3 protein-coding genes are annotated in these 22,398 nt (G+C 76.3%); all 3 read left to right on the forward strand.

The features are described 5' to 3' along the window. The first annotated feature begins 213 nt into the window (after positions 1–213). The 3 genes from ACZ619_RS13560 to ACZ619_RS13570 all read left to right on the forward strand — a co-directional run bounded on the left by ACZ619_RS13560 (position 214) and on the right by ACZ619_RS13570 (position 22,382). Positions 214–8,850, forward strand: coding sequence for a type I polyketide synthase (locus tag ACZ619_RS13560; RefSeq protein WP_469598097.1), 8,637 nt, complete (start codon positions 214–216; stop codon positions 8,848–8,850). Positions 8,851–8,954: 104 nt separating this feature from the next. Continuing rightward, the gene (locus ACZ619_RS13565) at positions 8,955–17,972 is read left to right on the forward strand and encodes a type I polyketide synthase (RefSeq protein ID WP_469598222.1); all 9,018 of its coding nucleotides are present in this window, start codon (positions 8,955–8,957) and stop codon (positions 17,970–17,972) included. A gap of 36 nt (positions 17,973–18,008) precedes the next feature. Next, positions 18,009–22,382, forward strand: a complete 4,374-nt coding sequence (locus ACZ619_RS13570) for a type I polyketide synthase (RefSeq protein WP_469598100.1) — start codon at positions 18,009–18,011, stop codon at positions 22,380–22,382. Positions 22,383–22,398 lie beyond the last annotated feature (16 nt).

The following is a 22,398-nucleotide window of genomic DNA, read 5'->3' on the forward strand; positions in this document are numbered from 1 at the left end:
CTAGGGGGCCGCGGGAAAACGGCGTCCGGCACGCTTGAGGATCGCTTAAGCCCCAGGTGGTGGCCGGTTGAAGAGGTTCTAGGGGGAGGGTAGGGGTCGGTCTGGAAAGCCGTACCGGGGAAAGATGTGAGGGACGGTGTCCAGGAGGGCGTACGGAAATTCCCGCCGCATTCTTCCTGGCTTCCGGAATTCGAGAGAGGTGCGGCGAAAACAATGACGAGGCAGGCTGACACCCACGCGGCCCGGACCGGTCCTGACGCGGTCGCTCCCGTCGCCGTGATCGGACTGGCGTGCAGGCTGCCCGGCGCGTCCGGCCCGGACGCCCTCTGGGAACTCCTGCGCAGGGGCGAGAGCGCGATCGGCCCGGCACCCGCCGACCGCCGCCCGCCCCGGACTCCGGCCGACCCCGCCCACGACGGCGGCGGCCCCGCCCACGATGCCGACAGCCTCGCTGACGACGAGGGCGGCCCCGCCCACGCTGCCGGCGGACCCGGGAACGGCGAGGACGGCCCCGCTCACGCCGTCGGCGGATACGTCGACGGCGTCGACCGGTTCGACGCGGACTTCTTCGGGATCTCCCCGCACGAAGCCGCCGAGACGGACCCGCAGCAGCGGCTCGTCCTCGAACTGGCCTGGGAGGCAATGGAGGAGGCCGGGATCGTCCCGGCCGCGCTCGCCGGAACCCCCGTCGGCGTCTACGTCGGCGCCATGGCGTACGACTACGCGACCCTGCGCCACCGCCCGGACGCCGCCCCGCTCACCCGCCACACCCTCACCGGCCTCAACCGGGGACTCCTCGCCAACCGCGTCTCCTACACCCTCGGCCTGCGCGGACCCAGCCTCACCGTCGACTCCGCCCAGTCCTCGGCCCTGGTCGCCCTCCACCTCGCCTACCGCGCGGTGCGCGACGGCGACTGCGCGCTCGCCCTCGCGGGCGGCGTCAACCTCAACCTGGCGCCCGACAGCACCGCGGCCGCGGCCCGCTTCGGCGGACTCTCACCCGACGGCCGCTCGTACCCGTTCGACGCCCGGGCCAACGGCTACGTCCGCGGGGAGGGCGCCGGGCTGCTGCTCCTCAAGCCGCTCGCGGCGGCGCTGGCCGACGGCGACCCCGTGCACAGCGTGATCCTCGGCAGCGCGGTCAACAACGACGGCGGCGGCGCGGGCCTGACCGTGCCCAGCGCAGAAGCCCAGCGGGACGTCCTGCTCCGCGCGGCCCGGCAGGCCGGGATCGACCCGCGCGAGGTGCAGTACGTCGAACTGCACGGCACCGGAACCCCGGTGGGCGACCCGGTGGAGGCCCAGGCGCTCGGCGCCGCGTACGGTACGGGCCGCCCCGCCGACGAGCCCCTGCTGGTCGGCTCCGTGAAGGCCAACGTCGGACACCTGGAGGGGGCCGCGGGGGTCGCCGGTGTCCTCAAGACGGTGCTGAGCCTGCGCCACCGGCAACTGCCCGCGACCCTGAACCACCGGACGCCCAACCCGCGCATCCCCCTGGACGAGCTCCGGCTACGGGTACAGCGCGACCTCGGCCCCTGGCCGCGGCCCGACCGGCGGCTCGTCGCGGGCGTGAGTTCCTTCGGCATGGGCGGCACGAACTGCCATGTGCTGCTGGCCGAGCCGCCAGCCGTCCCGCGTCCGGAGGCCGACCCCGCCGACGGCCCCGGAACCTCGCACACCGCCGGCGCGCACGAGGCCGACGCCGTCGTCCCCTGGCCCGTCTCCGGTGCCACCCCCGCCGCGCTGCGCGCGCAGGCGGGGCGGCTCGCCGAGCACGTCCGGGCCCGCCCGGACCTCGACGTCACCGCCCTCGGCCGGGCCCTCGCCACCACCCGGACCCGGTTCGCCCACCGTGCGGTGGCGCTCGGACCCGACCGCGAGACCCTGCTGTGCGCGCTCGACGCCCTCGCGGCCGGCGCTCCCGTTCAGGGCGCCGTCCTCGGCACCGCGCCGGTACGAACCACCGCTCCCGTCGCCCTCCTCTTCCCCGGACAGGGCAGCCAGCGAGCCGCCACCGGTCTCGAACTCCACGGCACATCAAGCACGTTCAGGGAAGCGCTGGACGAGGTGTGCGCGCTGTTCGACGCCCACCTCGACCGACCCCTGCGCCGGATCATCTTCGCCCCGGCAGGTTCCCAGGACGCCGCGCTCCTCGACCGCACCCAGTACACCCAGGCCGCGCTCTTCGCGCTGGGCACGGCGCTCTACCGGACCCTCGAACCCCACGCCCCCGCACCGGACTTCGTCCTCGGACACTCCATCGGCGGGCTCACCGCAGCGCATGTCGCCGGAGTGCTGTCCCTCGCGGACGCCGTCACCCTCGTCGCGGCCAGAGGCCGGCTCATGGCCGACGCCCGCGTGGGCGGAGCGATGATCGCCGTGGAGGCCACCGCCGAGGAAGCGGAGGCGGTACTCGCCGACTACGCGGGCCGACTGGCCCTCGCCGCCGTCAACGGCCCCCGCTCGGTGGTCGTCTCCGGCGATGTGGACGCCGCGGTGGAGGCGGCCGAGCGATTCGCGCGGCGTGGCCGCCGGACCCGACGGCTCAAGGTCAGCCACGCCTTCCACTCGCCGCACATGGACAGCGCCGTGGCCGGGTTCCGGCGCGTCGCCGCGACACTCGCCCTCCGCCCGCCGACCCTCGGCGTGATCTCCGACGCCACCGGCCTGCCCGCCGGTGCGGACGAGCTGACCTCGCCCGACTACTGGGCCGAGCACATCAGGCGCCCGGTGCGATTCCACGACGCGGTACGGCAGTTGGCCGCGCGGGGCGTCACCGCCTACGCCGAGCTGGGTCCCGGCAACGTGCTCAGCGCCCTGACCCGGTCGAGCGCCGGCCGACCCGTCTCGGCGGTCCCGCTGCTGCGTCCGGGCGTGCCCGAGGGGCTCTCCCTGCTCACCGGTCTCGCCGAACTCGACGTGGCGGGAGCCGACATCGACTGGTCGGGCTCCTTCCCGGAACGGCGGGGCGAGCGGACTCCGCTGCCGACGTACGCCTTCCAGCGGCGCCAGTTCCGCTTCGCCACCTCGGAGACGGCCACGACGGCAGGGCCCGGTGCGACCGGCCTGGGCGGCGTCGGGGCCGGTGCCGCAGGCCGGGGCGCCGTCGCGGCAGGTGCCGTCGACCTGAGTGCCGTCGGGGCCGGTGCCGTGGAGCCCGCGCGTGTGGACGCCCTCGCCGACGGCGCCCCTTCCGCGCACTCCGGGTCCGAAAGCGCTGATACCGCGGAAAGCGCTGACACCGCTGATGCCGTCCGTACCGACCCGCTCGCTCTCGTCCGCGCCGTCGCCGCCGACGTGCTCGGTATCACGCCGGGTCAGGAACTCGACCCGGAGCGGACGTTCAAGGAGCTGGGCCTGGACTCGCTCGGCGCGGTGGAGTTCGCCGACCGGCTGTCCCGGACGACCGGGGTGTGGCTGCCCCCGACACTGACGTACGACCACCCGACCCCGCTCGCCCTCGCCCGTCACCTGGAGACGGAGACCGCCGCACCCGGCACCACGGCCCCCGCCGTCCCGGCCGTGCCCGCCCCGGCGAACGCGGCGAACGCGGCGAACGCGGCGAACGCGGTGGCCGAGGAGGCCGAGGAGGCGGACGACCCGGTCGCCATCGTCGCCACGGCCGGCCGCTGGCCCGGCGGCGCCGACACCCCCGAGCGGCTCTGGGAACTGCTGGCCTCGGGAACGGACGCCATCAGCGGCTTCCCGGTCAACCGTGGCTGGGACGAGAACCTCTACGACCCCGAACCGGGCCGCCCCGGTCACTCGTACGCGCGGCACGGCGGGTTCCTGCACGACGCCGACCGGTTCGACGCCGACTTCTTCGGGCTCTCACCCCGCGAGGCCGAGGCGACGGACCCGCAGCAGCGACTGCTCCTGGAGACGTCCTGGGAACTGCTGGAGCGCGCGGACATCGATCCGACGGCGCTGCGGGGCAGCCGTACCGGCGTCTTCGTCGGCGCCACCCAGCAGGAGTACGGTCCCCGGCTGCACGAGGCCGACGGCGACGGGGCCGGCTACCGGCTCACCGGCGCGAGCGTCAGCGTGGCCTCGGGCCGTATCGCCTACGCCCTCGGCCTCGAAGGGCCGACGCTCACGGTGGACACCGCCTGCTCCTCGTCGCTCGTGGCGCTCCACCTCGCGGCCCGGGCGGTGCGCTCCGGCGAGTGCGCCCTCGCGCTGGCGGGCGGCGCGACCGTGATGGCGACACCCGGCATGTTCACCGAGTTCAGCACGCAGCGCGGGCTCGCCCCCGACGGGCGGTGCAAGCCGTTCGCCGCGGCGGCCGACGGAACCGCCTGGGCGGAAGGGGTCGGCCTGGTGCTGCTTGAGCGGCTCTCGGACGCCCGACGGGCAGGCCGCCGGGTGCTCGCCCTGATCCGGGGCAGCGCCGTCAACTCGGACGGCGCCAGCAACGGCCTCACCGCGCCCAACGGTCCCGCCCAGGAACGCGTCATCCGGCAGGCGCTCGCGGACGCACGACTCGGACCTGGTGACGTCGACGCCGTTGAGGCGCACGGCACGGGCACCACCCTCGGCGACCCCATCGAGGCACAGGCGCTGATCAACACCTACGGCCGGGGCCGCCCCGCCGGACAGCCGCTGCGGATCGGCTCCCTGAAGTCCCACATCGGCCACACCCAGGCCGCGGCCGGGGTCTCCTCGGTCATCAAGGTGACCGAGGCCCTGCGCCACGGCCTGCTGCCCGCGACCCTCCACGTGGACCGGCCCACCCCGCACGTCGACTGGAGCAGGGGCGCCGTCGAACTCCTCGTCCGCGACACGCCCTGGCCGGTCATCGCCGAAGGCCCGCGCCGCGCCGCCGTCTCCGCGTTCGGCATCAGCGGCACCAACGCCCACCTGATCCTGGAAGAGGCGCCCCTCGCGTCCCCCACACACCCCACGTCCCCCGCGCCCCCCACGTTCGTCGGGGCCTCCGGGCCCGCCGATCCCGCTGGGACCGTTGAACCCGGACGGCCGGTTCCCGCGACGGACCTCCCCGTCCCGTGGATCCTGTCGGCGCGTACCGCACAGGCGCTGCGGGACCAGGCGGCCCGGCTGGCCTCGGCGCTCGACGCCGCCACGCCCGACGGTCCCGCAGGTCCCGACGCGGCCGAGGTGGCGCACGCCCTCACCCGCAGGCCGCTGTTCGACCACCGTGCCGTAGCCGTGGGCCGGAGCCCGGCCGCGCTGCGGGCCTCCGTAGCCGCCCTGTCCCTGGGCGAGACCGCGGACGGAGCCGTCCGAGGCCGGTCCGCCGCCCCCGGGAAACTGGCGTTCCTCTTCACCGGACAGGGCAGCCAACGACTCGGCATGGGAAGCGAGTTGTACGCGGCCCACCCGGTGTTCGCCGCCGCCTTCGACACGGTCTGCGCCGCACTCGACGAGCACCTCGGCACCCCGCTCCGGGAGATCGTGTTCGCGGGCGCGGGCGCGGGCGCGGGCGCGGACACGGGTACGGACGCGGGCACGGACGGGACATCCGCGCCCGACCCCGCCCCGGGCCTCGACCTGAACCGCACCTTCCTCACCCAGCCGGCGCTGTTCGCCCTGGAGGTCGCGCTGTTCCGGCTGCTGGAGTCCTGGGGCGTCCGCCCGGACGTCGTGGCCGGACACTCGGTGGGGGAGCTGGCCGCCGCGCATGTCGCGGGTGCGCTGAGCCTCTCGGACGCGGCCGCGCTGGTCGTCGCGCGGGGACGGCTGATGCAGGCACTGCCCGAGGGCGGCGCCATGGTGGCCGTCGAGGCCACCGAGGACGAGGTGCGCGGTGAACTCGCCGACCTGGCGGGGGCGGTGGACATCGCGGCCGTCAACGGCCCCTCGGCGGTGGTGCTGTCGGGCGAGGAACCCGCCGTGCTCGCGGTGGCGGCGCGGTTCCGTACGCGGGGCCGCCGGACCGCCAGGCTCCGCACCAGCCACGCCTTCCACTCCCCGCTCATGGACCCGATGACCGCCGAGCTGGACCGGGTCGCCCAGGGGCTGGCCCACCACCCCCTGGGAATACCTCTGTCGAGCGCCCTCGACGGCACCCTCTTCACCGCTGAACGGCCGATCCCGCCCGGCTACTGGGCGGCGCACGCCCGCGGCACGGTGCGCTTCCTCGACGCCGTACGCCGACTGGAGGCCGACGGGGTCACCGCGTATCTGGAGCTGGGCCCCGACGCCGTCCTCACCGCCCTGGCGCAGGAGGGGCTGGCCGACGGCGGCCGGGACGAGGACACGCCCGCGCCCGTCCTCGCGGCGACGCTGCGCCGGGGACGGTCCGAGCCCGAGACGCTGCTGACCGCCCTCGGCGCGGTGCACACGCGCGGTGCGCATGTCGACTGGAGTGCCGTCATCGGACTGTCGGGCCCGGCCCGGGTGGACCTGCCGACGTACGCCTTCCAGCGCAGCCGCCACTGGGCATCGGCCGCCGAACCCCGGCGGGCCGGTCGGACCCGGACCGGTGACGACGGCTTCTGGGAACTGGTGGAGCGCGGCGAGGCCGACCCCGTCGCCGGCACGCTCGGCCTCACCGACCCCGGACAGCGCGAGGCCCTGGACGCCCTGCTGCCCGCGCTGGCGACCTGGCGCGCGGAGCGCAACCGGGCCGCCGAGATCGACAGTTGGCGCCACCGGGTGGCCTGGCAGCCGGTGGCCGACACGGCGCCCGGCACCGGCACCGGCACCGGCACCGGCACGGGCACAGGCACCGGCGCTGGCACCGGTTCCGCCCGGGGCCGCTGGCTCCTCCTGCTGCCCGACCGGACCGACGGCCCTACCCACGACCGGATCGACGATCCGACCGACGGCCGGATCAACGCCCCGACCGGTGACCGGACCGGTGACCGGATCGACGACCGGGCCCACGAGGTGGGCGACGGATCCGATGGGCGGACCGGCGGGGCGCGGTCGTACGACGCCTGGGGGCCGTTGCTGGAGAAGGCCCTCGTCGCCGTCGGCGTACACGTCGATCCCGTTCTCGTACCGGACGGCCGCCGTGACCGTGAGTCCCTCGCCGCCCTGCTCACCGCCGCCGCGGACCGCGTCCCCGGCGAGCCCGTCACCGGCGCGCTGTCCCTCCTGTCGCTGGACCACGACGACCCGGAACCCGGACTCCCGGCCCTCCCGCGTGCCCTCGCCGCCACCACGGCGCTGATCCAGGCCTGGAGCGGCACCGACCTTGGCACCGGCACCGGCACCGGCACCGGCAGTGGCAGCGGCGTGGGCGCGCCGCTGTGGGCCCTCACCCGTGGGGCGGTGGCCACCGGGGTCGCCGACCGGCCCGCCGACCCCGCCGCGGCCCTCGTCTGGGGACTCGCGGTGGTGGCGGCCACCGAAGCGCCGGGCTGGGGCGGTGTGGTCGACCTGCCGGAGCGGCCCGACGCCGGAGCCGCCGCCCAGGTGGTCACGGCGGTCACCGGCCGTCACCCGGAGGCCGAACTGGCCGTACGGGCGGAGGGTTTGCTCGCCCGGCGCCTGGTGCCGGCCGCTCCGGGGCCCGTCCGCGGCGATGCGGGGACGCCCGGATGGACGCCCCGGGGCACGGTCCTGATCACCGGTGGGACCGGGGCGCTGGCCCGGCACACCGCCCGGTGGCTGGCCCGTGCGGGCGCCGGCCATCTGCTGCTGCTCGGCCGACGCGGCGGCGACGCCCCCGGTGCGGAGGAACTGCGGGACGAACTCACCACGCTGGGTGCCCGGGTGACCTTCGCGGCGTGCGATGTGGGGGACCGTGCGGCGCTCGCCCGGGTGATCGCCTCGGTGCCCGGGGAGTTCCCCCTGACGGCGGTCGTGCACACCGCGGCCGTCCTCGACGACGCCCTGCTCGACGCCCTCACACCGGGGCAGATCGAGCGCGTCCTGCGGGTGAAGGCGCTCGGCGCACGCCACCTGGACGAGCTGACCCGGGACCTCGACCTCGGCGCGTTCGTCCTGTTCTCCTCGGCGACCGCCCTCGTCGGCTCACCGGGCCAGGGCAACTACGCGCCCGGCAACGCCTATCTGGACGCCCTGGCCGGCCGGCGGCGGGCCGCAGGCTTGCCGGCCACCTCCATCGCCTGGGGACTGTGGGCGGGCGACGGCATCGCCGGGGACGGGGCCGCGCGCCGGATCGAACGGCACGGACTGCTGCCCATGGCCCCCGACCTCGCCGTCGAGGCCCTGGGGAAGGCGCTGGACCAGGACGAGACGCAGCTGCTGGTGTGCCGGGCAGACTGGGCCGCCCTGGCGGCGCTGCGGCCCCACCCCCTGCTCGAAGTCCTCACCGGCGAGCCGGCGGCCGACCGTGCCGCCACCGCGGCCACCCCCGAACCGGCAGGTCTGCTCGCGGAGTTGGCGGACGCGGCGAACGAACACGACCGGCGCCGCCTGCTGCTCCGCTTCGTCCGGACCCAGGTCGCCGAGGTGCGGGGCGGCGGCTCGGCCGACGCGGTGGACGTCCACCGGGGTTTCAAGGAACAGGGCTTCGACTCCCTCACCACCGTCGAACTGCGCAACCGGCTCAACCTGCGCACCGGACTCAACCTGCCCACCACCGCGGTGTTCGACCATCCCACGCCGCAGGCGCTGGCCGACCTCCTCCACGAGCGGCTCGCCCCGGCGGACCCCGTGGGCACCCCGGGCGCGGCGGCCGGGCCGGGAGCGGACATCGCGGTCCAACTCGACCGCCTGGAAACCCTGTTGGCGGCGCTCCCGCAGGACACCCCCGAGCGGGCGGACGCCACGGCCAGGCTCCTCGGTCTGGCGGCCGGCGTCCCGGACCCGGCCACGGGTCGCACGGGCTCCGACGGCGACGTCTCGGCGACGCTGTCCAGCGCCACCGACGACGAACTCATCGACTTCATCGGCAAGGAACTCGGCATCTCCTGACCCGGGGACCGGGCACGCGCACGAAGGGTGGATCCATGAACGACAGCCGCATCAGGCACCTCCTGGAACGGGTCACCGCCGAACTCCACGAGACCCGCAGGAAACTGCGCGAGGCCGAGGAGGGCGACCGGGAGCCCATCGCCATCGTGGGGATGGCCTGCCGCTTCCCCGGTGGCATCGACTCCCCGGAGGACCTGTGGCGGCTGCTGCGGGACGGCGGCGACGTCGTCGGCGACTTCCCGGACGACCGGGGCTGGGACCTGACCACGCTGTTCGACCCGGACCCGGACCGGCCCGGCACCTCCGCCACCCGGCACGGCGCCTTCCTCGCCGACCCCGGCGCCTTCGACCCCGACTTCTTCGGCATCTCGCCCCGCGAGGCGCTGGCCGTCGACCCCCAGCAGCGGCTCCTCCTGGAGACCGCCTGGGAGACCCTGGAACGCGCCGGCATCCGGCCCGACACCCTGCGCGGCAGCGGCACCGGCGTCTTCGTCGGATCCAACGGCAACGACTACACGCCCCCGCCCGGCACCGTCCCCGAGGACCTGGAGGGCTACATCCTCGTCGGCAACGCGGCGAGCGTCGCCTCCGGCCGGATCTCGTACACCCTCGGGTTCGAGGGGCCCGCCGTCACCGTCGACACGGCCTGCTCCGCGTCCTCGGTGGCCGTGCACCTGGCGGTCCGGTCGCTGCGCTCGGGCGAGTGCGACCTCGCCCTGGCGGGCGGGGTCACCGTGATGACCACCCCGTCCACGTTCGTCGAGTTCTCCCGGCAGCACGGACTGTCGGCGGACGGCCGCTGCAAGGCCTTCGCCCGCGGCGCGGACGGCACCGGCTGGTCCGAGGGCGTGGGGCTGCTGCTGGTCGAGCGGCTGTCCGACGCGCGGCGCCGCGGACACCGGGTACTGGCCGTGATCCGGGGGACCGCGGCCAACCAGGACGGTGCCTCGCACGGCCTGACCGCCCCCAACGGCAGCGCCCAGCAGCGGGTCATCCGGCAGGCCCTGGCCGACGCCGGGCTGACGGCCGGACAGGTGGACGCCGTCGAGGCGCACGGCACGGGCACCACCCTGGGCGACCCCATCGAGGCGCAGGCGCTGCTCGCCACGTACGGCCAGGACCGGGGGCACGACCGCCCGCTGTGGCTCGGCTCCGTGAAGTCGAACATCGCGCACACCCAGGCCGCCGCCGGGGTCGCCGGCATCATCAAGATGGTGCTGGCCATGCGGCACGGCCTGCTGCCCAGGACCCTGCACGTGGACGAACCCTCCCCGCACGTCGACTGGGCGTCCGGCGCCGTCTCCCTGCTGACCGAGCACCGCCCCTGGCCGGAGACCGGACAGCCGCGCCGGGCCGGGGTGTCCGCCTTCGGCATGAGCGGCACCAACACCCACGTCATCCTGGAACAGGCCCCACCCGAGCCCGCACCCACCGACGGCACCACGGGCCCCGCCCCGGACGTGGCCGCCTCGGGCTCGCACGGGGACGTCGCCGCCTCGGGCTCGCATCGGGACGTCGCCGCCCCCGGTCCGCACGGGGACGTCGCCGCCTTGGGCTCGCATCGGGACGTCGCCGCCTCCGGTCCGCACGGGGACGTCGCCGCCTCGGGCTCGCACCGGGACAGCGCCGTGCCTGGTCCGCACCGGGACCTCGCCGCCTCCGGCTCGCACCGGGACGCCGCCGCCCCCGGTCCGCTCCCGGAGCCCGCCGCCCCCGGCTCGGACTCGGACCACGCCGTCCCCGGCCCGCACCGGACCCCCGTCCTCCCGCTGCTCCTGTCCGCCCGTACCCCGGCCGCGCTCACCGCACGGGCCGCCGGTCTCGCCGCGTACCTGCGCGCCGCCGACCGCCCCGACCTCACGGCGGTCGCCACCGAACTGCTGCACGGCCGGGCCTCGTTCGGGGAGCGCGCGGTGGTCGTGGGCGCCGATGCCGGCACGCTGCTCACCGGCCTCGACGCCCTCGCCGCCGCCGAACCCGCCCCCGGCCTGGTGCGCGGGAGCGCCGGGACCGACCCCCGCACCGTGTTCGTCTTCCCCGGACAGGGCTCGCAGTGGATCGGCATGGCCCGCGAACTCCTCGACACCTCGGGGGTGTTCGCCGACAGCATCGCCGCCTGCGCCGCTGCCCTGGCCCCGCACACGGACTGGTCCCTGGAGGACGTGCTGCGCGGCACCGGGGACGCCCCCGGACACGACAGGGTGGACGTCGTGCAGCCCGCGCTGTGGGCGGTGATGGTGTCCCTCGCGCGGCTCTGGGAGTCGTACGGGATACGGCCGGACGCCGTCGTCGGGCACAGCCAGGGCGAGATCGCCGCCGCGCACGTGGCCGGTGTCCTCTCGCTCGACGACGCCGCGCGGGTGGTGGCGCTGCGCAGCAGGGCGCTCGGCGCGCTCTCGGGCGGCGGCGGCATGGTGTCCGTGGCGCTGCCCCTGGAGGCGGCGACCGAGGCGATCGCCCCGTGGGCCGACCGGATCTCGGTGGCCACGGTCAACGGCCCCTCCAGCGTCGTCGTCGCGGGCGAGCCCGCGGCCCTGGACGACCTGCTCGCGGTGTGCGAACGGGAGGGCGTCCGCGCCCGTCGTGTCGCGGTCGACTACGCCTCCCACTCGCCGCAGGTCGAGCGCATCCGCGAGGAACTGCTGACCGTCCTCGCCCCCGTCGTCCCGCACCCCGCGCGCGTCCCCCTCCTGTCCACGGTGACCGGCGACTGGCTCGGCGCCACCAGGATGGACGCGGCCTACTGGTACACCAACCTCCGGCAGACCGTGCTCTTCGAACCCGCCGTGCGCAAACTGGTCGCCGAGGGACACGACGTCTTCGTCGAGAGCAGCCCGCACCCCGTGCTGACCTCCGCCGTGCAGGAGACCGCGGAGGCCGCGGGCGCCGGGCACGTCACGGTCACCGGGTCGCTGCGCCGCGACGAGGGCGGACCGGTCCGCTTCCTCACCTCCGTCGCCGAGGCCCACGTGCACGGCGTCGAGACGGACTGGAGCCCGGTGCTGGGCGGGCGGCGGACCGCCGTGGCGGATCTGCCGACGTACCCGTTCCAGCGACAGCGCTTCTGGCTCACGCCGGCCGCCGGTACGGCGAAGGACGCGGCCGGACTGGGGCTGCGTCCCGCGGGCCACCCGCTGCTCGGCGCGAGTCTGCGGCCCGCCGAGGGCGACGGTCTGCTGCTCACCGGCCGGCTGTCCCCGCAGACCCAGCCCTGGCTCGCCGACCACACCGTCCTCGACCGGGTCCTCGTCCCGGGCACCGCCCTGCTGGAACTGGCGTTCCGGGCGGCCGACGAGACCGGTGCCGACACGGTCGACGAACTGGTCATCGAGACCCCGCTGACCCTGCCCGCCGCCGGCGCCGTCCGGATCCAGGTATCGGTCGCCGGGCCCGGCGAGGGCGGCCGACGCGCGCTGACCGTCCACTCCCGGCCGCAGGACGCACCCGACGGCACCGACTGGACCCGCCACGCCACCGGTGTCCTCACCCGCTCGGCCGCGCCCCCGCGCCCGCTCGGCGACTGGCCGCCGCCCGGTGCGACGAGCCTCTCCCCGGACGGCGTCTACGACCGGCTCGCCGCGTCCGGAGTGGAGTACGGGCCCCGTTTCCAGGGCCTGCGGGCCGCCTGGCGGCGCGACGGCGAACTCTTCGCCGAGGTCGCCCTCGACCGCGAGGAGCGGGCCGCGGCGGCCGGGTTCGGGGTGCACCCGGCGCTGTTCGACGCGGCCTTCCACGCCACCGGCCTCGACCCCTCGCCGAACTGGAAGCCGGGACAGGCCCTGCTGCCGTTCGCCTGGAACGGGGTACGGCTGCACGCCTCGGGCGCGATGACCCTGCGGGTCCGGCTCACCCCCACCGCCGACGGCGGACTGTCCCTGGACGCCTTCGACCCCGGCGGCGCGCCGGTCGTGTCGGTCGACTCGCTGGTGTACCGGCCGGTCTCGGCGGGACGACTCGCCGCCGGCGTGGAGACCACCGCACCGCTGTACCGCCTCGGCTGGCGACCGCTCGCCCTGCCGGAGCGCGCGGGCGGCGCACCGGCCGCCGGGCCGCTTCCGCTGCTGGAGGACCTCGGCGGCCCCGCCGCCCTCGCGGACGCGGTCCGCGCCGGCCGCGAGGTGCCGGACACCGTCTGGTACGCCGTACCGCCGGGCGCACCAAGCACACCAAGCACGCCAAGCACACCAAGCACACGAAGAGCACAAGATGCACCAGACGCACCAGACGCACCAGACGCACCAGACGCACCAAGTGTGCGAGGTGTACCGGGCGCCGTGCCCGACGCCTCCGTGCCCACCCGCGCGCGGGCCACGCTGGACAGGGTCCTCGCCCTCGTCCAGGACTGGCTCGCCCGCCCCGAACTCGACGGCGTCCGACTGGCCGTGCTGACCACCGGCGCGGTGTCCGCCGACGGCGAGGCACCGGACCTGACCACCGCCGGGGTCTGGGGCCTGCTGCGCTCGGCGCAGTCCGAACACCCGGGCCGTCTGCTGCTGGTGGACACGGACGGCCCCGCCCCGGACGGCGGCCCGCTCACCGCCGCCGTGGCGGCGGCCGACACCGCCGGGGAACCGCAGCTCGTCCTGCGGGCCGGCCGGGCCCTCGTACCGCGCCTCCTGCCCGCCGCCGCCTCGGCCGGCCGGACCTGGCGGTTCGCACCCGCCGACGGCACCGTCCTGGTCACCGGAGGGCTCGGCCTGCTCGGCCGGCTGGTGGCCCGCCGTCTCGTCACCGAGCTGGGCGTACGGCACCTGCTGCTGACCGGTCGGCGCGGTCTCGGCACGCCCGGCGCACGGGAGTTCGCCGCCGAACTCACCGGCCTCGGCGCCACCGTCGCCGTGGCCGCCGTCGACGCGGCCGACCGCGACGCCCTGCGCGCCCTCCTCGACGGCATCGCGGCGGACCACCCGCTGACCGGTGTCGTGCACGCGGCCGGCACCCTGGACGACGGTGTGCTGGCCGCACTGACCGCCGACCGGCTGGACACCGTCCTGCGGCCCAAGGCCGACGCCGCCTGGAACCTGCACGAACTCACCCGCGACGCGGACCTCACCGAGTTCGTCGTCTTCTCCTCGGCCGCGGGCGTCCTCGGCGTCCCGGGCCAGGCCAACTACGCCGCCGCCAACACCTTCCTGGACGCGCTGACGGCACACCGCCGCGCGCTCGGCCTGCCCGCCACCTCCCTCGCCTGGGGACTGTGGGCGGAGAACAGCGACCTGACCGGCCACCTGGCCGACGCCGACCACCGACGCAACGCCCGGCACGGGGCCCGCCCGATCACCACGCCCGAGGGACTCGCCCTGTTCGACGCGGCCGGTGCCACGGACCACCCGCTGCTGGTCCCGCTCGCCCTGCGCCACGGCGCCGACCCGGCCCAGCTGCCCGCCGCCCTGCGGGAGCTGGTGCGCACCCGGCGGCCCGCCGCCCGCACGGCACCCGAGGACTCCGGCACCACCCTCGCCGCCCGGCTGCTCGCCCTCGACCCGGCGGCGCGCGAGGAGTTCCTGATCGACCTGGTCCGCGCGGAGGCGGCCACGGTCCTCGGCCGCGACGACCGCACCGCCGTCGCCGCCGACCGCGCGTTCAAGGACCTTGGCCTCGACTCGCTGACGGCGGTCGAACTGCGCAACCGGCTCGGCACGGCCGGCGGACTGCGGCTGTCACCCGCGCTCGTCTTCGACCACCCCACCCCCCGGGCCCTGGCCCGCTTCCTGCTCGCCGAACTCGTCGGCGAACCGGCCGGCACCGCCGTCCCGGTCCCCGCGGCAGGCCCGGTACGCACGGCCGACGACCCGGTCGTGATCGTCGGCATGGGCTGCCGGCTGCCGGGCGGGGTGGCCTCGCCCGAGGACCTGTGGGACCTGGTCTCCACCGGCGGCGACGCCATCACCCCCTGGCCCACCGACCGGGGCTGGGACAACGAGGCCCTCTTCGACGCCGACCCCGACCAGCCCGGCCGCACCTACACCCAGCACGGCGGCTTCCTGCACGACGCGGCCGACTTCGACGCGGGCTTCTTCGGCATCTCCCCGCGCGAGGCGCTCGCCACCGACCCCCAGCAGCGCCTGCTGCTCGAAACCTCCTGGGAGGCCTTCGAGCGGGCCGGCATCGCCCCCGACGCCCTGCGCGGCAGCAACACCGGCGTCTTCGTCGGGGTCATGTACAACGACTACGCCGGCCGACTGCACGAACTCCCGCCGGAGCTGGAGGGCTACCTCCACAACGGCAGCGCGGCCAGCGTGGCGTCCGGCCGGGTCTCGTACACGTACGGGTTCGAGGGCCCGGCGGTGACCGTGGACACGGCGTGCTCGTCGTCCCTGGTCGCCCTCCACCTGGCCGTACGGGCCCTGGAGGCCGGGGAGTGCGACCTCGCGCTCGCCGGCGGTGTCGCGGTGATGGCCTCGCCGTCGGGCATGGTCGCCACCTCCCGGCACCGCGCCTTCGCCCCCGACGGCCGGGTCAAGGCGTACGCCGCCGGGGCCGACGGCACCAGCTGGGCGGAGGGCGTGGGGCTGCTGGTCGTCGAGCGGCTGTCGGACGCCCGGCGGCTCGGACACCCGGTGCTGGCGGTGGTGCGGGGCACGGCGGTGAACCAGGACGGCGCCTCCAACGGCCTCACCGCCCCGAACGGCCCGGCACAGCAGCGCGTCATCCGCCAGGCGCTGGCCGCCGCGGGGCTCGCCCCGCACGACGTCGACGCGGTGGAGGGGCACGGCACCGGCACCACCCTCGGCGACCCCATCGAGGCCGACGCGCTAGTCGCCGCCTACGGCAGGGGGCGCTCCGCGGACCGGCCGCTGTGGCTGGGCTCCCTCAAGTCGAACATCGGGCACACACAGGCCGCCGCGGGGGTGGCGGGCGTCATCAAGATGGTCCAGGCCATGCGCCACGGCGTCCTGCCGAAGACCCTCAACATCGACGAGCCGTCCCCGGACGTGGACTGGGCCGACGGCGGCGTAAGGCTCCTGACGGAGCGGCAGCCCTGGGAGACGGCCGCGGGGGCGCGCCGGGCCGGTGTCTCGTCCTTCGGGGTGAGCGGCACCAACGCACACGTCATCCTCGAACAGCCCGCCGAAGAGCCGGAGCCGGAGCCGGCGTCGGAGTCTGAGCCGGGGACGGGGACGGGGACGGGGACGGGGGCGGGGGCGGGGGCGGGGGCGGGGGCGCCGTCCGTGTCCGCTTCGGCCCCGGTCGGGCAGGTCACGCCCCTGCCCTGGCTGCTGTCCGGGCGGACACCGGCCGCGCTCGCCGCCCAGGCCGGACGGCTGCTCGCCCTCGCGGAGGAGGCCGGACCCGAGGACGGCGCCGCCGTCGCGCACGCCCTGCGCACCGAGCGGTCCCACTTCGAGCACCGCGCCGTCGTGGTCGCCGCCGACCGGGACGCCGCCGTCCGGGGCCTCGCCGCCCTGGCCGACGGCGAACCGGCCGGGAACCTGGTGACGGGCGTCGCCGCCGAGAGCGCCAGGACGGTCTTCGTCTTCCCCGGGCACGGATCCCAGTGGGCCGGGATGGCCCAGGGGCTCCTGGACTCCTCGCCCGCGTTCGCCGGGCGGATCCACGACTGCGCCCGCGCACTGGCACCGCTCGTCGACTGGGACCTGCTCGACGTCCTGCGCGAGGCGCCGGGCGCGCCCACCCTCGACCGGGTCGACGTGGCCCAGCCCGCGCTGTGGGCGGTGCTCGTGGCCCTCGCGGCGCAGTGGGAGTCGTACGGGGTACGGCCGGACGCGGTGGTCGGGCACAGCCAGGGAGAGGTCGCCGCCGCCTGCGTGGCCGGGATCCTCTCGCTGGAGGACGCGGCCCGGATCGCCGTGGTCCGCAGCCGGATCCTGGCCGGTCTCGTCGGCAAGGGCGGCATGGTCTCGCTGGCCCTGCCGCTCGACGAGGCCGAACGGCGCATCGCGGCCTGGCCGGACCGGCTCGGCGTCGCGACGGTCAACGGGCCGGCCGCCACCGTGGTCGCCGGCGACGAGAGCGCCCTGGAGGAACTCCTCGCGGTCTGCGAGGAACACGGCGAACGCGCCCGGCGCATCAGGGCGGCCACCGTCGCGGGCCACTCCCCGGTGATCGACGAGGCGAGGACGGAACTCCTCGAACAGCTCGCCTTCGTCACCCCGCGCGCCGGCCGCGTACCGCTCCACTCCACGGTCACGGCGGCGCTCGCCGACCCCCTGGAGCTGGACGGGGGCTACTGGTACCGCAACATCCGGCAGACCGTGCGGTTCGCGCCCGTCGTCCGTGACCTGGTGACGGCGGGGCACACCGTCTTCGTCGAGGTCAGCCCGCACCCCGTACTGGCCGCGAGCATCCAGGACACGTTCGACGCCGAAGCGGCCCCGGACGCGGTCGTGACCGAGACCCTGCGCCGCGACCACGGCGGCCTCGACCGCTTCCTCGCCTCGGCCGCCGTCCTGCACGCCCACGGCGTACCGGTCGACTGGGCACCCGCGTTCGCCGGGCCCCGGCCACGGCGGGTGGAACTGCCCACCTACCCCTTCCAGCGCCGGCGCTTCTGGCTCGACGCGGGTCCGGTCCCGGCCGCCCGGCTCACCGCCCCGGCCGCACTCGGCGACGAGCTCGCCGAGGACGGGACGGGCACCGGGGCCGGGACCGACCCGGCGGCCCGGCTCACCGCCCTCGCCGCCGCCGAGCGGCTCGACGCGCTGCTCGACCTGGTGCGCCGGCAGACCGCCGGCGTGCTCGGCCACGAAGGTCCCGAAGAGGTGGGCGCGGAAAGGGCGTTCAAGGAACTCGGGCTGGAGTCGCTGACCGCCGTGGACCTGCGCAACCGGCTGGCCGCGGCCCTCGGCCGCAGGCTGCCGGCGACCCTGGTCTTCGACCACCCGACGCCCGCCGCGCTCGCCGCCCACCTCGCCACCCTGCTGCCGGCCGCGGACGCGGCGGAGCAGGGACCGGCGCGGGACGCGCTCGCCCTCCTGGAACGGCTCGCGCCCGGGGCTTCGCCCACCGACCCGGACGGGCTCGAACTCGTCGCCCGGATCCGTGCGTTGGCCGCCCGCTGGGGCGTCGACACCCGGCCGCGGCAGGAGGACGACGGCGAACTCGACCTGGAGTCGGCGACGGACGACGAACTCTTCGAGCTGATGGACAGCGAGGCGTGATGCGCGACGGACGGGAGAGTCGAAAGGTGGCCTGCCGTGGCCGATGAGGAGAAGCTGCGCCGCTACCTCAAGCGGGCGGTCGGTGAGAGCCGGGAGGCCCAACGCCGCCTGCGCGAGGTCGAGTCGGCCCTGCGCGAGCCGGTCGCCGTCGTCGGCATGAGCTGCCGGCTGCCGGGCGGGGTGGCCTCGCCCGACGACCTGTGGGACCTGGTCTCGGCCGGCGGTGACGCGGTCGCCCCCTGGCCGGACGACCGCGGCTGGGACCTGGAAGCCCTCTACGACCCGGACCCCGACCGGCCGGGCACCAGCTACGCCCGGCACGGCGGGTTCGTGTACGACGCGGCCGACTTCGACGCGGAGTTCTTCGGCGTCTCGCCGCGCGAGGCGCTGGCCATGGACCCGCAGCACCGGCTCCTGCTGGAGGCGTCCTGGGAGGCGTTCGAGCGGGCCGGGATCGCCCCCGACACCCTGCGCTCCAGCGCCACGGGCGTCTTCGTCGGCCTGGCCGGACAGGACTACCACAGCCGTCTCGACCAGGTGCCCGCCGAACTGGAGGGCTACCTGGGCATCGGCAACCTCGGCAGCGTGGCGTCCGGCCGGCTGTCCTACACGTACGGGTTCGAGGGCCCGGCGGTGACCGTGGACACGGCGTGCTCGTCGTCCCTGGTCGCCCTGCACCTGGCGGTGCGGGCGCTGCGGTCCGGGGAGTGCGACCTCGCGCTCGCGGGCGGCGCGACGGTGATGTCCAGCCCGGCCGGCTTCGTCGCCTTCTCACGGCAGCGCGGACTGTCCCCGGACGGCCGCTGCCGCGCCTTCGCCGCCTCCGCCGACGGCACGGGCTGGGCGGAGGGCGTCGGGCTGCTGCTGGTCGAGCGGCTGTCGGACGCCCAGCGGCTCGGGCACCCGGTGCTGGCGGTGGTGCGGGGCACGGCGGTGAACCAGGACGGCGCCTCCAACGGCCTGACCGCCCCCAACGGCCCGGCGCAGCAGCGGGTGATCCGGCGGGCGCTCGCGGACGCGGGCCTGTCCCCGCACGACGTCGACCTGGTCGAGGGCCACGGCACCGGCACCACCCTCGGCGACCCCATCGAGGTCCAGGCCCTCCAGGCCGCGTACGGCCAGGACCGGCCCGCGGACCGGCCGCTGTGGCTCGGCTCGCTCAAGTCCAACATCGGGCACACGGCGGCCGCGGCGGGCGTGGCCGGCGTGATCAAGGCCGTGCAGTCGATCCGCCACGGCGTGCTGCCCAGGTCCCTGCACGCGGACGAGCCCACCCCGCACGTCGAGTGGGAGGACGGCGGTGTCCGGCTGCTCGCCGACTCCCGCCCCTGGCCCGGCCACGACCGCCCCCGCCGCGCCGGCGTCTCCGCGTTCGGCGTCAGCGGCACCAACGCCCACGTGATCCTCGAACAGGCTCCCGACGAGCCGCAGGGTCCCGTCGAGCACGAGCGGGCGCCGGGGACGGAGGACACCGACGGCCGCCCGGCGCGCGAGCCGGCCACGGAGACCGTCGCCGCCGAGGCCGTCGTCGCGGAGGCCGTCGTCGCGGAGGCCGTTCGCGGGCGGATTCTGGAAGGGGAGGGTGCCGTTCGCGGGGGGACTCCGGAAGGGGAGGGCATCGTTCGCGGGCGGGCCCCTGAAGAGGAGAGAGCCGTTCGCGGGCGGGCCCCGGAAGGGGAGAGCGTCGTTCGCGGGGGGATTCCCGTAGGCGAGCGCGCCGTTAGCGGTTCGGCTCCGGGGGCCGACGGGGCCGGTGGCCGTGCCGTCGGCGGGCGGCCGCCGGGAAGGGACGGTGTCGGCGGCCGTCCCGGGGCGCCCGGGACACCGGGGGCGCCCGGGAACTCGCCGGGCGCACTGCCCTGGCTGGTCTCCGCGCGGTCGGCGGACGCGGTGCGGGAACAGGCCGCTCGGCTCGTGGCCCTGCTCGGGCGGCGTCCGGAGCTCGAACCGGTCGACGTGGCCTGGTCGCTGGCCACCACGCGGACCGCCCACGACCGTCGCGCGGTCGTCGTCGCCGCGGACCGCGACGAGGCGCTCGACGGCCTGCGCGCGCTGGCCGGGGGCAGCACCCCGCCCGCCGTGCCGCGCACGGAGGGGCGCACGGCGTTCCTGTTCACCGGTCAGGGCAGCCAGCGTCCCGCCATGGGCCGGGAGCTGTACGAGCGGTTCCCCGCCTACGCCCGGGCGTTCGACGAGGTGACCGCCGAACTCGACCGGCACCGCACGCCAGGGACGTCCACCGCCGTCCGCGAGATCGTGCTGTCCGAGGCGCACGGCGAGCTGCTCGGCCGTACGGAGCACGCGCAGCCCGCCCTGTTCGCCGTGGAGGTCGCGCTGCTGCGGCTGCTGGAGTCCTGGGGGGTGCGGCCCGACGCCGTCGCCGGGCACTCGATCGGCAGCCTGGCCGCCGCGCACGCCGCCGGAGTGCTCTCGCTGCCCGACGCGGCCGGACTGGTCATGGCCCGGGGCCGGCTGATGCAGGCGCTGCCGGACGGGGGCGCGATGGCCGCCGTGGAGGCGACCGAGGAGGAGGTCGCCGCGGCACTCGACGGCGAGGCGGCTCAGACGGTCTCCGTCGCCGCGGTCAACGGCCCCCGCTCGGTGGTCGTCTCCGGCGACCGGGAGCCGGTGCTGGCCCTCGCGGCCCGCTTCCGCGAGCAGGGGCGCAGGACGGCCCGGCTGCGGGTCGGCCACGCCTTCCACTCGCACCGCATGGACGGCATGCTGGAGGAGTTCCGCCGTACGGCCAAGGCGGCCCACCACCGCGTCCCCGCGCTGCCGGTCGTCTCCGACCTGACCGGCGCCCTGCTGCCGGACGGGGAGACCTGGTCCGCCGACCAGTGGGCCGACCACGCCCGCGGTACCGTCCGGTTCCTCGACGTCGTAAGGGAGTTGCGCGCGCTCGGCGTGACCCGCTTCGTGGAGGTGGGGCCCGACGGCGTGCTCACCGCGATGGCCGGCGACATCCTGGCCGGCGAGGACCCGGGCACCGCCCGGCCCGCCGTCCTCGCGCCCGTGCTGCGCGCCGGCCGCCCCGAGGCGGCGACCCTGCTGACGTCGCTGGGACGGCTGCACACGGACGGCGTACGGGTGGACTGGCGGGCCGTCTTCGAGGGCCTCGACCCGCACCCGGTGGAGCTGCCCACCTACGCCTTCCAGCGGCGCCGCCACTGGCTCGACGCCACCGTGACCCGCAGCACGACCGACGCCCCGCTGCTGCCCGGCCCCGTGGCGGCGGAGGCGGGACCGGGCTGGGCCGAGCGGCACGCGGCGCTGTCCGGGCCCGCGCTGGACGCCGAACTGCTCGGCCTCGTCAGGGCCCACGCGGCGGGTGTCCTCGGGTACGCGACCGACGAGGCGGTGCCGGCGGACCGGCCGTTCGTCGAAGCCGGACTGGACTCGCTCTCCGCCGTGGAGCTGGGCGCCCGGCTGGCCGGTACGACCGGGCTGCCGCTCGGCGGCGCCCTCACCATCCGCTTCCCGACCCCGGCCGCCCTGGCCGGACACCTCGGCGCACTCCTGCGGGCCCGGCCGGGACCGGACGGGCCGGGCAAGGGGCCCGAGTCCCCGCTCACCGGCCTCTACCTGCGGCTGTGCGCCGCCCAGGAGATCACCGCGGCCACCGAGCTGATCGTGGCCGCCTCCCGGCTGCGCGGCACCTTCGGCACGGCGGACAGCGCCCGCAACGCCGTCCCGCCGGTCGTCCTGGCCGGCGGACCCGACCCGGTCGCGCTGGTCTGCTTCCCGGCGCTCACCGCGCTGTCCGGGCCGCACGAGTACGCCCGGTTCGCCCGGGCCCTGCACGGGGTACGGGACGTGCTCGCGGTCCCCGCGCCCGGCTACGGCGAGGACGGCGCGCTGCCGGACTCGGCGGACACCTTCGTCGCGATGCAGGCGGACGCGGTCCAACGACTGGTCGGGGAGCGGCCGTTCGCTCTGCTGGGCCGCTCGCTGGGCGGCTGCGTCGCGCACGCGGTGACCGCCGAACTGGAACGGCGCGGCACGCCCCCCGCCGGACTCGCCATGGTCGACACCTACCCGATGGACACCGCCTCCCTGCCGGGCATGGAGTGGTGGATGCCCGCCATGATCAACGGCATGGTCGACCGCTTCGACGCGTTCGACCTCGGGCTGAGCGACAACGGCCTCACCACGATGGGGAGTTACCTGCGGACCTTCGGTCCCTGGCAGCCCCGCCCGGTGACCGCCCCGACCCTCCTGCTGAGGGCCGAGGACCCGCTGCCCGGGACCCCGGCCGACCCCTCGCTCGACACCCGCGCGTTCTGGCGGCTGCCGCACACCACGGCCGACGTGCCCGGCGACCACTTCTCCGTCCTGGAGGAGCACTCGGCGACCACCGCCGCCGCCGTCGAGAAGTGGCTCGCCGCTCTCGGCCGGCCCACCCCCTGAACCATTCCGGTCTGCA

This window comes from Streptomyces sp. NPDC104367 (assembly GCF_055583825.1).